Annotated in this window: 12 protein-coding genes; 6 read left to right on the top strand and 6 right to left on the bottom strand. The window is 44.1% G+C overall.

Annotation, left to right across the window (positions count from 1 at the left end; genetic code table 11):
- The first annotated feature begins 9 nt into the window (after positions 1-9).
- From ACO6UX_RS16855 to ACO6UX_RS16880, 6 genes are all read left to right on the top strand, one after another.
- A complete protein-coding gene (locus ACO6UX_RS16855; protein WP_422449529.1) occupies positions 10-408 on the top strand; it encodes a hypothetical protein in 399 nt (132 codons plus the stop codon).
- Positions 405-4,388, top strand: coding sequence for a DISARM system helicase DrmA (gene drmA, locus ACO6UX_RS16860; protein ID WP_422449530.1), 3,984 nt, complete (start codon positions 405-407; stop codon positions 4,386-4,388). Before ACO6UX_RS16855 ends, drmA begins: the two co-directional genes overlap by 4 nt.
- A complete protein-coding gene (gene drmB / locus ACO6UX_RS16865) occupies positions 4,381-6,231 on the top strand; it encodes a DrmB family protein (RefSeq protein WP_422449531.1) in 1,851 nt (616 codons plus the stop codon). The genes drmA and drmB overlap by 8 nt, the downstream gene beginning before the upstream one ends.
- Positions 6,232-6,243: 12 nt before the next feature.
- Positions 6,244-7,023, top strand: a complete 780-nt coding sequence (gene drmC, locus ACO6UX_RS16870) for a DISARM system phospholipase D-like protein DrmC (protein WP_422449532.1) — start codon at positions 6,244-6,246, stop codon at positions 7,021-7,023.
- 178 nt (positions 7,024-7,201) lie between these two features.
- Complete coding sequence (locus tag ACO6UX_RS16875; protein ID WP_422449533.1) at positions 7,202-7,954, top strand: hypothetical protein; 753 nt, start codon at positions 7,202-7,204, stop codon at positions 7,952-7,954.
- Complete coding sequence (locus ACO6UX_RS16880) at positions 7,945-9,033, top strand: tetratricopeptide repeat protein (RefSeq protein WP_422449534.1); 1,089 nt, start codon at positions 7,945-7,947, stop codon at positions 9,031-9,033. Before ACO6UX_RS16875 ends, ACO6UX_RS16880 begins: the two co-directional genes overlap by 10 nt.
- 36 nt (positions 9,034-9,069) lie before the next feature.
- Here ACO6UX_RS16880 and ACO6UX_RS16885 read toward each other — a convergent pair whose 3' ends face one another.
- The 6 genes from ACO6UX_RS16885 to ACO6UX_RS16910 all read right to left on the bottom strand — a co-directional run bounded on the left by ACO6UX_RS16885 (position 9,070) and on the right by ACO6UX_RS16910 (position 14,795).
- Positions 9,070-9,855 carry an NUMOD4 domain-containing protein gene (locus ACO6UX_RS16885; protein WP_422449535.1) on the bottom strand — a complete coding sequence of 262 codons (786 nt, stop codon included), beginning with the start codon at positions 9,853-9,855 and terminating at the stop codon, positions 9,070-9,072.
- Positions 9,856-10,022: 167 nt separating this feature from the next.
- A complete protein-coding gene (locus ACO6UX_RS16890; protein WP_422449536.1) occupies positions 10,023-10,274 on the bottom strand; it encodes a hypothetical protein in 252 nt (83 codons plus the stop codon).
- Positions 10,271-11,269, bottom strand: coding sequence for a hypothetical protein (locus ACO6UX_RS16895; RefSeq protein ID WP_422449537.1), 999 nt, complete (start codon positions 11,267-11,269; stop codon positions 10,271-10,273). The genes ACO6UX_RS16890 and ACO6UX_RS16895 overlap by 4 nt, the downstream gene beginning before the upstream one ends.
- Positions 11,250-12,650 carry a hypothetical protein gene (locus ACO6UX_RS16900; RefSeq protein ID WP_422449538.1) on the bottom strand — a complete coding sequence of 467 codons (1,401 nt, stop codon included), beginning with the start codon at positions 12,648-12,650 and terminating at the stop codon, positions 11,250-11,252. Before ACO6UX_RS16900 ends, ACO6UX_RS16895 begins: the two co-directional genes overlap by 20 nt.
- 2 nt (positions 12,651-12,652) lie before the next feature.
- The gene (locus ACO6UX_RS16905; RefSeq protein WP_422449539.1) at positions 12,653-13,414 is read right to left on the bottom strand and encodes a hypothetical protein; all 762 of its coding nucleotides are present in this window, start codon (positions 13,412-13,414) and stop codon (positions 12,653-12,655) included.
- Between the two features lie 25 nt (positions 13,415-13,439).
- The gene (locus tag ACO6UX_RS16910; RefSeq protein WP_422449540.1) at positions 13,440-14,795 is read right to left on the bottom strand and encodes a hypothetical protein; all 1,356 of its coding nucleotides are present in this window, start codon (positions 14,793-14,795) and stop codon (positions 13,440-13,442) included.
- Positions 14,796-15,304: the final 509 nt, after the last annotated feature.

Consider the following 15,304-nt stretch of genomic DNA (forward strand, 5'->3'; position numbering starts at 1 on the left):
GGGAGAGCCGTGTCTGAACAGGGTAGGAAGAAGCGTCGACTGAAAAAACGGGAGAGGCGTCCGATTCATCTGACTGAAGAGGAACAGGCTCTTGGGCAAGAGTTAAAGGAATTACTCGACCATATTCATAATGGTGGAGACATCGTCCCTACCCCTGAAGGGCTGCTGTTTGCAGAAGGTCTGATGCTTGGCAAGGAGCTATTGCTGCAAGGACACATTGGTTTTGAAGGTTGGGTAAAACAGATGAAATTGAAATTGGGGGATGAGATTACAAGTTCTCTAAAGATGATTTACCCCATGCTAATGGTTGATGAGACAGTTCCTGATGAGCTTGCAGATCAGATGGATTCTTCAAAAACTGTGAGAAATTTTGACGTTCATGGCTGTGGAGAGGATGGCGAAAGATGATACCCAAAAAAAATGCCTGGATTGCTCTTGATAGCAGTACCCACACCCAGACAGCCAATTTCAGCAGCTATTTATTAACGCTATCCGGTGAACGGCAGAAGTATCAGGCTGTCCAGGAAGATGACTACATAGCCGTAGTTGATAGTGCAGGCAAGGCCCTGAAAGTTGGCCGGGTCTACCGTATTCGTTCCGATTTAAAATGCACATCCTTTTACTTTGATCGTCTGCTTGAGATTGATGGAAAGCCTGATATCTCTCTAGCAGGATGGGCACTTCCTTCAGGAAGAATTGGTCGCTTGGGCTGGACACAGTTTGCAGAGGGGCTTCCAAAGCTTTCAGGTGTCACGACAGCAGATATCCCACTGATTCAGAATCAGGCTTATGTTCGAGAGCTTTTGCAACTGGCAGTAATGGATGACCTGCTGGGCCCTGCCTGTGGTCCTCACGAAGAAATCGCTGAAATGAGTGTGCGGGATCGCTATCTGGTGGGTAAGTTTGCGCCTCAGGCAATCAGTAAAATTGGTGTGGAAGGACTAGAACTGGAAGCGGAAGCCAGTGACGAAGTACCTGACGATCTGGAGGCTCATACCGGTTACGATGATCCAGGTGCAGAGTTTGGAAAAGCCAGCAGCTCTGTGGATGGTGATGCTGAACCTGCAGAAGAAATAGATACATCCAATAACCACAGTCTGGTGCCTTCCAGCTTTGGTATGACCTTCTGTGTGGATGGTGATGTCAAAGAGTTGGAAATAGAGGCTCAGTGGGGGCGCTATGAACGAACTGAGAGTGAAACAGTTGAAGATCGTAAAACAGGCCAGCCTGCACGGGTATGGAAGCGGATTCCCTGTGGTGACAAACTTGTGCTACCACTGAAGGATGGTCTGCTTTCTGCGAAGTCCATTGATAAAGAGAACCCTTCTATTGTTATTCAGGGTTCTATCCGTCCACCAAACCATAAGGGCGACAGACTGGTTACCCTGTTTATGGTTAATACTCAGGACGAACCTGATCAGAATCGGGATTCAGCCTGGGTATTTCAGCCAGAGTTATCGGTGCAGGCTGCTCATGGTTCTGGCGATGCGATCTTCAGACGAAGACCAGTGCTGGATAGCCATGGGGAAGATCCGGAACGTGAAGCGCTTGAGATGATCTATCGCAAGCAGGTGGAGTTTGCAGTGGGTCATGGTGTTTCAGTGCATGCAGAGGTTCGGGAAGAGCGTCTGGAAAAAGCGGTTTCCATCAAAACCGTGGTATTGCCTCAAAGTGAGGTGCCTGTTACTGACACACCAGGACGGAATGAAAATGACCGGCCTGTTTTACGGCAGATGATAGCCAATGGCTATCTGGACATGTCAGAACTGGCAACTATGGAAAAAGAAACGCTGGTTTCAGCACTGACGATGCTAACGGATGATTATTCATCCTGGATTAGTGAGCAGCGTGATCGGATTGGCGTTGATGTAACTGGTTATGATGAACAGGCCAACTTGGCTCTGGATCGTTGCGAAGATATTAAAGAGCGTCTGATAGCCGGTATTGATGTATTGGCCGAAAATGAGATGGCTCTGAAAGCATTCCGATTTGCCAATGAAGCCATGGCCAGACAGCGTGTCCATGGTATTTATGCTCTTGAACGCAGAAGAGGCAGTAAGGAGTCTGTCGAGTTCTTCAATGAAAGAAAGAACCGTTCATGGAGGTCATTCCAGCTGGCGTTCATTCTTCTTTCAATCCCTTCACTCGCTGACCCGACACATAGTGATCGTACGAAGCCTGTTGAAGCTTATGCAGACCTCCTGTGGTTCCCTACCGGTGGTGGTAAAACCGAGGCGTATTTAGGCGTTGCTGCTTTTACCATGGCGATACGGAGATATCAGGGCGATTTGGGTGGTTTTGATGGTAGCCGGGGGCTGTCTGTCATTATGCGCTACACCTTGCGACTGCTGACTCTTCAACAGTTTCAAAGGGCAACCACTTTGATTTGTGCCATGGAGGTGCTGCGAAGAAAAGCAGTAAAGGATGGTGATGCTTCTCTGGGAAAAACACCTTTTACTATTGGTCTTTGGGTAGGTAAGAAAGTTACCCCGAATACGACGGCAGATAGCCATAATGCCATTCAAAATTTTCGGGATAACAAACTTGTTGCATCCTCTCCGGCTCAATTAACCAGCTGCCCATGGTGTGGCTCAGAAGTGGCTGCTGGTCGTGATATTGAAGTCAACAAGGCGGCCAATAGAACCACCATATATTGTGGTGACAAACTTGGGCGTTGTGACTTCTCTAAAGGTAAGTCATCACAAGAAGTCCAACCGGGTATCCCGGTGCTGGTGGTTGATGAAGAAATTTATCACCGTCCTCCCACAATGATGATTGCGACGGTTGATAAGTTTGCCATGATGGCATGGCGGGGAGAGGTAAGAACGCTCTTTGGGAAAGTTAGCCAGGAGTGCCCAAGACACGGCTTTATCTGGCCGGACTCCCCTTGTAATGGTAACCATCGGGCTGATAGTAAAAACGGCCTTTCTGCTGTCACTGTGAAAAACATTGATCCGGTACGTCCACCGGACTTGATCATTCAGGATGAGTTTCATTTGATCAGTGGGCCGCTGGGAACCATGGTTGGTCTTTATGAAACCGCTGTGGATGAGCTGTGCTCATGGAGCATTGATAATAAAACGATACGTCCAAAAGTGATCGCTTCAACGGCAACCGTCCGCAAAGCTGAAGAGCAGGTGCGAAATGTATTTATGAGGCAGGTTTCTGTTTTCCCTCCCCATGGACTTGAAGTTGAAGATAACTTTTTCTCTGTTCAGAGACCCTTAAAAACTAACCCGGGAAGGCGTTATGTAGGGATTTGTTCACCGGGTAGCTCAAGACCGGCGATGTTGATTCGAATATACACATCGCTGTTGGCGGCTTCACAGGCGCTCTTTAACCGCTTTGGTCAACTGGCTGATCCGTACATGACAACAGTTGGTTATTTCAATTCCCTCAGGGAATTGGGGGGCATGAAGCGGTTAGCAGAAGATGATGTAAGAACGCGTTCTTACCGAGTGCAAATGAGTCAGGTAGCCAGGCCCGGCTTAGAGCAGCGGAGTGTCAATAATACTGATGAGCTTACATCCCGGGTTTCAGGGAAAGATATTCCTAAAAAGCTGGATCAATTGGAAATAAAGTTCAGAGCCGAGTTGGACCTTTCAACGGGGCGCTATGTCAGCAATTGGGTTAAAGGTGAAGACAGGGCCGTTGATATTGTTTTGGCAACCAATATGTTGTCGGTCGGGGTCGACGTAAATCGCCTCGGATTGATGGCTGTTAATGGGCAGCCGAAAGGAACAGCCGAATATATTCAGGCAACCAGTCGTGTCGGTCGAGCATCGCCAGGCCTGGTTTGTACTGTATTAACCTGGGCCAGACCCAGGGATCTTTCTCATTACGAAACTTTCGAACATTACCACGCAACATTCTATAAGCATGTGGAAGCTCAGTCTGTAACTCCGTTCTCGCCAAGGGCATTGGACCGGGGTTTAACCGGCACAATGTTGAGTATGATTCGACTGGAACATCTTCCTTTCAATCCGAACACTGGTGCTAAGGCTCTGGAGAAAGCGCATCAGCCGGAAATGACTACTTCTATAGAACGGTTAAAGGGTAGAGCCTGGCATGTGACAGACAGTACAGACACCCGGGATTTAGCTGAGATCATGCTTAAAGATCGAGCTGATAAGTGGAGTAAGGAGGCTAATGAAGGCGGTCGAATTTTGTCTTATGAGAAAAAAGGGAAGCAAAAAGACACCACCGTAGCTTTGTTGCAGCGCCCGGGAATTAAAAGCTGGGAGTGGAAAACAGTTCCAATGTCTATGCGGGAAGTTGAACCCGGGGTTCGATTAATTATGAATACCAAGACTATGGCTGAAGGTCCTGACTGGTCTCCTTCTGTTGATAAAGATAATGGGGCAGACTCAGGAGAGAGTGATGATTAATGAAAAAACTCCGGTGGGGGATGTCAGGCCCAGCCAGCTCTTATGGACCTATGGACCCGGTGCGCTAATAGACTTGCCAAGTCTTTCAGTGCTGACTCTGGGAATACACCTTTGGGATAAAGATCGATGCCCTCCTATTGTGGAAGCGAGACTTCTTGCTGCTGTCAGGAAAGAGCTGGGTGCTCAGGTTGAAAGTCTGCGGATGCCACCATTCCAAAAAAATGAGCAAGTGGATGCATACTCGGCTGAAGCTAATATTGGTGTTCCTGTTCTTCCCTTCCCCCGCTGGCTGAGATGTGTTAAATGCGGCCTTTTGTCGCCGTATGACCGTGGGCTTTTTGAGTGTAAGGAGAACCGGTATCGTCCAGAACTGACTCGCTTTGTTCATAAGAGCTGCTCTGGCTCAAAGGGCGAAGCAAAGCCAACAGATGCTGATGCCGTTCCCGCTCGTTTTCTTTTAGCTTGCAGAGATGGGCATTTGGATGACTTTCCCTGGCACTATTTTGTTCATGCTGGTATCAGCTCATGCAAAGGGACTCTCCGGTTTTTTGAAAGTGGAGCATCACTACAGACAGAAAATCTATGGGTGAAATGTGATGAGTGTGGCAAGTCTAGATCGCTGGCTCATGCATTTGGACAGGCCGGTAAAGAAAACCTGCCAAAGTGCAGAGGTCGCCATGCGCACCTGAATATTTTTGAGGATGACTGCGCAGAGGATGCCAGAGCGGTTTTGTTAGGAGCGACTAATAGCTGGTTTCCAGTCACTCTGTCTGCTCTTGCCATTCCGGTGACCCGAGACCCTATCATTCAGTTGCTTCAGGATGGGATGAACTATTTTGACGATGTAGAGTCAGAGGCTGAGATTGGCTTCATTGTAAAAACGCTGAAGAAAACTGGCAGTTTAATTGGAATTGAAAAATATTCTAATGCGGAAATTTGGGCTGCTCTACAGGAAATTACTTCGGGGAAAGCGCAGGGATCTGTATCAGAGTCAGATATTAAAGGCCCCGAGTGGGATGTATTAACAAACCCCAATCCACCTAAAGATTGGCCTCATTTCTTGAGTACCCCTACCTCCCCCCCAACCGCCTATACAAAGCAAATTTCTGCTGTTTTACTATTAGAAAGATTGCGGGAAGTAAACGCCTTGCTTGGGTTTACCCGTGTCGAGGCTCCTGAGCACTCTTCCGATCCGGATGAAAGGCCAGAAGTTGCCAAGCTGTGTCGTTCTGCGCCGGAGTGGGTTCCTGCTACAGAGGTTCATGGTGAAGGTATCTTCATTCGCTTTGATGAAGAGCAGTTACAGAAATGGGAAAAAGAGCCTGCAGTACAGGAAATTGATAAAAAGCTGATAGCTGGCCATAGAGGGTGGCGAAATGCCCGTAATCTCAATCCGGATGAGACTTATCCTGGTATTCGTTATGCGATGTTACACACTTTGGCTCACCTGCTGATCAGGGAAATGGCCTTGGAGTGTGGTTACAATGCAGCTAGTATTAGAGAGCGGATTTACGCCGATACGGAAGGTCATCAACAGCAGGCTGGCATTTTGATTTATACCGCAGCAGCTGATTCTGATGGAACACTTGGGGGACTGGTGGATTTAGGCAAACCAGAAAATCTGGGACGGCTTCTGGAGAGTGCGCTCTATCGAGCAAGGATCTGTTCTTCTGACCCACTCTGTTCTGAACATAATCCGGAAAAGGATCGCTCTTTACATGCTGCGTGTTGCCATGCCTGTGGTTTTGTTTCGGAAACTTCCTGTGAGAAAGGTAACCGCTATCTGGATCGATCCCTTGTGGTTGCGACTCTTGATTGTGCGGATGCTGCATTTTTTGGATAGAGGGATATTGTCTTGGAAAAGCTGCTGGAAGCAGTCAACAATTTGGTCAAGTCGACGCATCCTGACAAGTTGCGTCAACTTGCCATGTTGATTAAGGATGCCGAGCCACCCATCAACCAGACTGCGTTTGCAAACAGTTGGAAAGCAAGCAGCCTTTCAAGGGGGAAGCTTTTGTGTACGCTACAGGAGTGGGATGAGTCATGCATTTCCAAATATGAACTGGCCGGTATGATTCTTGGTGCCTGTTCCAGTGCTCATTCAGGGAACTCGAATGGAAGCGTTGAGCTTGTCTGGACTGGACCGGACACAACCATTGTTCCTGTGAGGCAGACTTCAGCTGTTTTACATGAGGTTATTGATAAGGCTCAGCATTCCCTTTTTATCGTGTCTTTTGTTATTACGGATATAAAGGCAACAGCCACTGCTTTGGAGGCAGCTATCAACCGGGGAGTTAAGCTCTCTATACTGACTGAGTCTTCAAAAGAAAGAGGTGGCAGTTTGGATTATGACCCAGGAGAGAATATTGCCAATAGACTCCCATTGGCCTCTGTTTATTATTGGCCTGAAGAGAATCGACCTGATGGCGGCATTGGGTCTGTGCATGCAAAGTGTGCTGTTGCTGATGATTCTTTAGCGTTTATTACAAGTGCTAACCTAACGGGGTATGCCCTTGAGCACAATATGGAAATGGGTGCATTAATCACGGGAGGAAGGGTACCTGGAAACTTAAAAAACCACCTTGATGCATTGATTTTGACCAACATAGTAAAGGTAATTAATGTGTCATCTTAGGGGGAGACATTAAGGGTAGATTCGTTGGCCTGCATATATTTCGTTTCGACGCAGGCTGTTCAACAGTTGTTTGCAACTGGCTCAGCTCAGGTTATATATCTATCGTTCTACTGTCACTTTCCTGCCCCATGTGATAGAACTCAACCCCAAACATTAATCCTGACCTTTAGGCACATCCATGCAATTTGACTTAGACACCTACCCAAGTGTCAAACTCCTTGCCCAGCAGCTTGAGAAGGTGTCTGGCAAACCGGCACTGATCGTTATGGATTCGTCCCTTGGGGATATGCTGTCGACTCAAATCACAGCCCGCACCCCCGGGCAGCCTGCACATGTAGTTAAGGTTAATTCGAAATATCACGCTCTTCGTCATGCCCTGGCTTCCGTTCAGCTGCGCTTTATTCTCCGTCGGTACCAGATACAGTCGCCCCTGAAAGATGTTGGACTGGCACCTGGAGCGGTTGACATCATCAGTGAGCAATTAAAGAATGTCGAGCAGATTCCTGCAGGCCAGTTGCCGGATATCGCGCACAGTATCGCTGGTAACCTGATCGTGCAACTGCGCTCTGCCCTGCCCACGGTGGCCGTGCACCATGAGCTGCAGAAGTACCAGAGTGAGCTTTGTGACCAGCAGCAGGAAGCGATCAAGATAACCATCAATAACAACCTGCAATCGCTGAAAGAGACCATTTTCCCGGCACAATTGGTACGCTGGAATCGCCTGCTGGCAGCCACAGAGAGTTTTGGCCTGGCCAGCCTCATCAAAAACAAACCGCTGATGGTTCCGTTTGAGTCCCTTGGGCTGCTTGAGCCCGCCAAAGAAATTGCTGGGCCGTTACTGCTCGGTGAGTATGATGGGCTTGATGATCTGGAGCTGGTAGAAATAACAGCCAGCAAAATTAAGATGACGGAGTTGCACCAGTGGATCTGAATCGTGATGTGGTAATTTCCCTGGCGCAGTTTGACCGCTCCCAACTGCCTGCGGATCAGCAAGACCTGGAAGGCATCGATTTCCGCTTTGCCGTGGTGGATCACCTGAAAGCCAGGTATCGGGACCTTGGCCACCATGTGGAAGTCCGGGCGGATTTGGAAAAAGTGGTTATCTCTCCACAGGCCAATGATGCGAATATTCTCAAAGCCCTGAATGCCGGCAATTTGCAGTATGGCATTGAGCTTTGTGATGAGCTGTTAAGGCAAGACCCGGATAATGGCAGTGCACTTTACAATTCCGCCATGGCGCTGTCTGACCTTAACCAGCTGGATAAAGCCATTGAGCGGTTGCAGCACTTAATTGAGGTGCAGGGAAACTCTGCAGGAGCCAATGTCTATGTTGCCCTGGGTGTTGCCTATGCCCGACAGCGCACCGTGGCCAAAGCGATTAACGCGTTTGAGTATGCACTGGAAATAGAGCCTGCTAATCAGTTTGCTTTACGTAATGTCGCCAGTCTTTATTCTGCAGAAGACAGAAATGATGAGGCACTGGGCATCTATGAAAACCTTGCCCCCATGTGCCCACAAGACCCAATCACACAGCTGGGCTATGGTGAAGCACTGCGGAAAGCCGGTCGGCGCGATGAAGCCATCGCTCAATTCAATATCGTTTTAACCATCGCTCCCGGTTCTCCTCAAGCTCAGCAGGCAAAAGAGAGCAAGACGGCATTATCCACAGAAAAGAACGCGCAAATCAAAGAGGAAGCGGGCGGCTTGAGAATGGATGCGGTTATGTACATAACCGATGCCATGAAAGCTTACGACAGCCTCCCTGAAGAACAGGCGAGAAACCTGTTCATTGAGGTTGCCATGAAAGGCCAGTCTGGTTTTGACACGGATAGCTCAGAGCAGAAATATAGGCTGAAGGCGATGCCTGGCCAGCACTATTCCGGTTTTCACCTGGTATGCATGATGTACGTTGGCTGTCGAAAAGTGCTGGGCAGTGATGGCTCTGAAATGGGCATTGATCTGGCCGATGAGTACAAGATGGCTGAGCAGACGTATAAATCCGGATCTTAACTATTTCTGTGCGGTTCAGCCCAGGCAGTGTGAAGTTCAAAATACATCTTCTTCATACTGCCAGCCATACCCACCCGCCGATGCCCTCTTTCCCCGGCATACTTTGGCAATATTGGAATGCCAGATACCCAGCTCTCTCTCCACATCGGCGATACATCCCCAGCGTTTCAGCACTTTCCCTGTTTTGCTACTCAACTGCAGCACTGCCACACTGCAGGCATTATCTTCTCCGATAAGATGCTCTTTAAGGCCAAGGGCCACAGCATTTTTCTGGCTTTCGGAGTTATTGACCCAGGCAAGGTTTTCCAGACGGGGATCTTTTTTGTTGCCGTTGAGATGGATGACCATGGGTTTGTTCAAGGGGTTCGGTATAAACACTTCTCCAAGCAGGCGATGGAGAGAATAGGTATATTTTTTATTGTTCTTATGCAGTGATACTGAATAACCACCCTTGGGATGGTCTGTTAACTTGACCAGCATCTCTTTATCCCGCACGCCAGCATTCCTGCTTTTTATACGACCCTTGTTGGATATCCAGTAAAGGCCTGCAAAGTCAGGAATTTCCCGCCACTCCTCTCCCTCAAGATCAGCGACCTGCGAAATCACTTTCCGCTGAATGCCAAAGTGCGACTGCAACAGTTTGGCGATGGTATAGCCTTTATGTTTGCAGCCATCATAAAGCAATACGGACTCATGATTCCCTATGACTCTTTTGGCCAGCAGTTTGCCGGTGGCAAGGCTACGGACATCGCCGGTATTCGATATTTCATAGCGGGATTCCAGCCCTTTAACGGGTAGCCAGTCAGATCTTGTAAAATGCAAAAAATAACCATTACATGTGAAAAATCAGGGTTCAGAGTATAAGGCTTGGATGCCTTAACGAAAAGTTCACTGTATATCCAATATCTTCTAGCTCACTCCAGAGCTTGCAACACATTCATGGAAGCTAGCTTTGCCATAGCAGATAAAGTGCTCAGGATAAACTCAACTCACACCCATAATTTATACACAAAATCCTTAATCCACTTTTTCGTATTTTGAAATACCTGCTTACTGCCCTTTTTTTCTTCAGGTTCACTAAAACCCTTTATTTCCTGCGCTACCTCTTCAAAACTACGACCTTTATCAACATAATCTTCAATCGAATGATCGCTAAGAGGATAGCCCATCCTCTTATTGAGACTTTTTAAAACAACATAATTCTGCTTTCTAATAGCCTGTTCAATTTCTTCTAACATCATATTTCCAATTTATAAAAAGATGATTCAACAGATTTCAATCCCCTCTTCCACTCACTCTTTGAATTAGCCGAAGTTTTATCCTGAATAATAGAGAAATACCTACACTCTGGCGTCTGCGCTTTTGCATGCTTCAAGAATACCTGCATTTCTCTTCTGAACCTATCAAAACTCATGGACACATCATCATAATCCTTATGATTAGTTATTGATAAATATTCTTTATTCCTATACTCAGGAAATATATTTTTGATATAAACATCATTATCTGTAACAACCACCTTAAATGTGTACTCTATTTTACCGGTCTCTGGATCAGACCAGCAGGGAGGATGGACTAGCCCCGTACCTGCCAGGTATTTCACTTGATTTTTTAAAGAATTATTCTTTTCCCTGGTTCTCGCTATCTCTTCTTTAAAGCCCTCTTCTCTCTCCCTGTATTCCTCTATAAGCGCCTTTACATCATCTTTATGCTCATTAATTTCTTGAAGTACTGCCAATTCATTATTTAGCTGATCTTCTCTAACTTGTTGATCTTCAATCATCTTAATTTTATTTTGGTTATCCTTTTTTAATTCCTTAACCTCAGACTTGATTTCTTCAAGCTTTTTTATCAAATCAATCATATCAAAATTATTATCTGTGAGCCTTGTTAGTGATGTCCATACATCATCAATCTTCATCCTCGCCAGAATATTATCGGCTTCAGGAGTAGAAAAGGATGTATTAAGTTCTTCTGCAAACTGTTGTAGCTGTGCCACAGCCTCATTTAAATCTAAGGGTTGTTCATATTCTCGATGTTCTAACCCCAATTTTTCATGAACTTTATGCAAATCATCATCGACAGAATGAATTTTTCCTCTGAGATCATCCAGTACAGCCTGCTTCTTTTGAAGATTACTGTTCAATAAAACCATAACAATCAGCAAAGAAAACATGATAATTAGTAGTAACTCTATCATGGAAATACTGAATACATCAGAACGTTCTTGTTGCATCGTCGTCCTTGTCCCCGAGGGTATCAACTATACCTTTAGAGGTTTTTAACATATTATCGCTAAACCGTTTTGCAGATTGTATTAGCTCTTCACTTGTGGCATTAAATGCACCATTTAGATTTTCCAAAGCAGCCCGCCTTTCTTCGAGCGCACCTATCAAAAAAGCATCTTCTTCTGAAAGCTCTTTCAGACCTTTTAGTTGAAGAGCATCACGAAGTCTTTTACATAACCCTTCATATTCTTTTATTGTCTTAGCCAAAGATTGAGAAGTTACTTTATCAGCTTCCTGAATGGAAGCTAATTGCTCCCTGACCTTCCCACCTATTACATTAAGATTCTGCGTTAAACCATTATACAATTCAATTGTTTGAGTTGCGTCTTGATTCAACTTACTTAAAGCAGGTGAAGTATTTTCTTTGAAAGTATCCAGAGTAGTGATCGTACTTGAGACACAACTATCTAATGCATTAAATTTATTATGAACTGTGCCAATACTAGAGTTTATTCTTTTCGCCTGAGCTCTGAAATCAGCTACTGTTTCTGTTAGTGAGTCTTTTGTAGCACTAAACCCTTCAGCTATTCCCTGTTTTAAACTGGATATACCATCCGTGGCAAAGTCTCTGTGAATATTGGTGAACTCATTGGCTGTAGCTGCAAGCTCATGCAGGGATTGTCTGGAGTGCTGATCTATCTTTTCCAAGGATTCATTGATCTTGGTGCTGCACCCTTCTGAAAGAGACTCAAGGTTTTCCAAAGAGCTCTCCCTGATTATCTGAGCAGTTTCATCAAATATTTTCGCAACATCCTTGCAGCCGTTATCCATCTCACTGATTTTGTCAGATATAGTATTAGAAAACACAGTAAGATTTTCAGTCACTATCTTCATTTTAATGACAACTGTTTCAATACTATTCTCAAGAGTTTCTTGAGCCTCGTCTTCAACTTTATGCAGGGATACATCGAATTGTTTGTAATACACTCTGATAAAAAGTCCCATAAGGGTTGTTACCATGGCCATTCCAAACTGACTCAACACATTATTTGCTGAAAGCTCTTGTTCTGAAAAACCAAAAGCACTCATGCTTGCTATTAAGGTAAGGACCGTTAGCAGGAACCCCAAATAATAAACACTATCGGAGAATATATCACGCAATTTTCGAGGAGAGTTTCCTTGAGAATATATAAGCCAGTAAAAGCCGATAATGCATGCAGAAAGAAACATAGAATAAATCTGACCAATACCAAAAAAGGCAACTGAAAAGACTAATATAACACCCATTATCGCACTTATGCTAAATGCCTTTCTTAGCCCTTTTACACTTATATTGTTATTCTTTGGTATTGACAAGCTATCACCATGATTTCTTTTATCTACATCCATCTTTATCTAACCTTTTGCACTGAGATATTAGAAACATGGGATGCTTCAAACAACTTCTCCCACCAGGATAATAAATAATCGGATTGAAGCTCACCTTCTCTATTATCTCTGAGAATCCAGAAAACTTTCACATCCACTCCCCGTAAATCAGGAACTATCCTTTTAAGATTTTGATCATCATCAATTGCTTTTAGTTTACCCTTGTAAACTGTGATTAACTTGCTATGTTGAAGCAGGTCTGACAATAAAACTATCCTATTGATGTTCACGCCAGATTTTAATTGACCACTACTAACAATATCAAACAAACTTTCAATTATTGGTGATGAGCTTGAATCTTTGTCATTTATTACATTTGATAACACATGATCAATAGGCTCTTGAAACTTTTTATTAAAATCATTTTTTATCATCCTCTCATTTTCGATCAATTTATTTACACTCTGCCCAGATTTAGGCTTACACTTCTCGAATAGAGTTTCAGACAATCCATTATATGTTCTAGAGTCAATAGAATAGAGTGAAATCATATCACCTTCTTTTAACATTTCGATTTCAGAGTTCATAACATCCTTGATGGCTCTTATATGGCTTTTACTGAACTCCCCCGTCCGATCAATAATCACAACAGTTGCACTTTTCACCTTATCATTTTGACAGAATGTATTTTTATCAAACTTGGGTTTAGAAAGCATCCAGTAAACTGCAGAACCTATAATTACCAACAAAATAGCTGCTGCCACTGCTATTTTGATGGATAACATATTTGCCTGACGATTTCGCATTGACCTAGATCTGCCCATCAAAACTATCTCTCAGTCCCTTAATGAAAATATCAATTTTCGAAAAATAACTCTCCCTTAACTCTGGAAGAATACTTTTCATATATTGATCATAATCTTCCTTAATCAAATTAAAATCTCTAAACGCCTCTCTATTGGAAGACTCATTAATACTTTCTTCTTGCAAAGTAACTTCCTGAACTGGGTCAGAAAACTCTGCATTTCTGTTGTTAGCCTGCGAGTATTGATATGAAAACAACGACCTTGTTTCGAGACAGAAATTTTCATACTCACTTTTCTGTAGGGCTATAAAACATGCAAACTCACTTGATAGTAGATGCAAAGCATGCTCTGCATCGACAACTCGGTTATACACTTTCTTAATTTCTTCAATTTCAATCTCAAATTCATTCTCTAACTTTTCTTTTGTCACAGCTAAAGCTTGATGAGCATCCCCGCTAACCTCATTTATATTTTCCTTCATTAAGTGCATTTTTCGTGTGATTTCACCATAACCAGGGTAAGCATCATCGGATTTAAAAAACTTATACCAAGTAACCAAAAAAACAGAAAAACTAATGATTGCCAATATCCAACTACTAACTGTTTCTAAATTTAATGCACTTTCAATAAAGCTCTGTACGGCATCTAAATGTGCTGTTTCGGGTGCTTTTTCTAATGCCGTTCGATAATGCCCTACAAATAATGCCAATGCAGCTGCGGTACTTATGAATATGATAACCAGCATATATGCCAATGCTTTGATCCAGAGGCTGTAGTGATTCAAATATCTTGATGACATGCTAGTAAAGAAACTAATGAGAATATTGCATGAAGAGAGCAACAGGGCAACCAATGCTCCCTCGGCAAGGCCATATTCACTAGCCAGAGAAAAGAAAAAACTATTTGTCAGAGTTTCAAAAATCAGCATGACAAGCACTAATGGTATTGCTGAATTAAAATGATTTTCTGGATAATGTGCATGCCGACTAAGATTGTGTATTCGTCTGAAGTCCTGCCAATCCTGATGAATAGCCCTGTACTGATCTTTCGCTGTTTTATAATCTTGCTTAAGCTCTTCAATCTCAGATGGTGTTTCTATTTCATAATTAGCTTTTTGATGAATCTTATTCCGAACCTGGGTTATCTTTTGGGAGTTAATTTTCCCCCTTGCCTCTTTAGATAATTCGTGGAGTTTTGATCTTTGCTTCTGATCATGCTCCAGCACTATTGTCCTTCCCTCACTTTCAATTCCAGTACTGTAAACCGGATCCTGAAAGTTTCTTACTTGTATAATCACCTTTTGTTTAGCATCAGTCTCATCTAGTAGCTGATCCTTATCCTTTCGATTAAAAAATCCCATTGACTGCTCACCATATATTTAAATATGTGTCACTATTTTGATTTTAGTAAAATGGAATGCCTGAGTGCCATTTTGATGACACCTCTCATTGATAGGCTTATTTATATCTTCCATTTCTTTAACATTCTATGATTCACACGGGTAATAATAGACTAGTGTACGTATGTGCAATATTTAGTCTGGCAGGATGTACTATGGTTGGTGCCTGAACATGATCGAGTGATTGTTGATGGTTATTTGTATGGCAATATAAAGCCAACTCTGCTCCCCATTGATCTCCACCCGCTACATGTGGAGTTGTCTCTCAAGTTCGCTTATATGGTTCCTTATCTAATAAGCTCTGCTGTCAACTTTAACATCGTTCTGGTTAAACGGCTTAACAGGGGATTCAAGACCAATCTAATCTTTATCCATCCATACACCAGGCTCAGTTCAAGTTATGTATTGGTCGGTGTTTGCAAAAACTGGGGTCATAAAAACTGGGATCAGGTCTTTCCTTTTGAAAGTCA

This window comes from Endozoicomonas sp. ALB091, assembly GCF_049310265.1.
Classification (GTDB): domain Bacteria; phylum Pseudomonadota; class Gammaproteobacteria; order Pseudomonadales; family Endozoicomonadaceae; genus Endozoicomonas.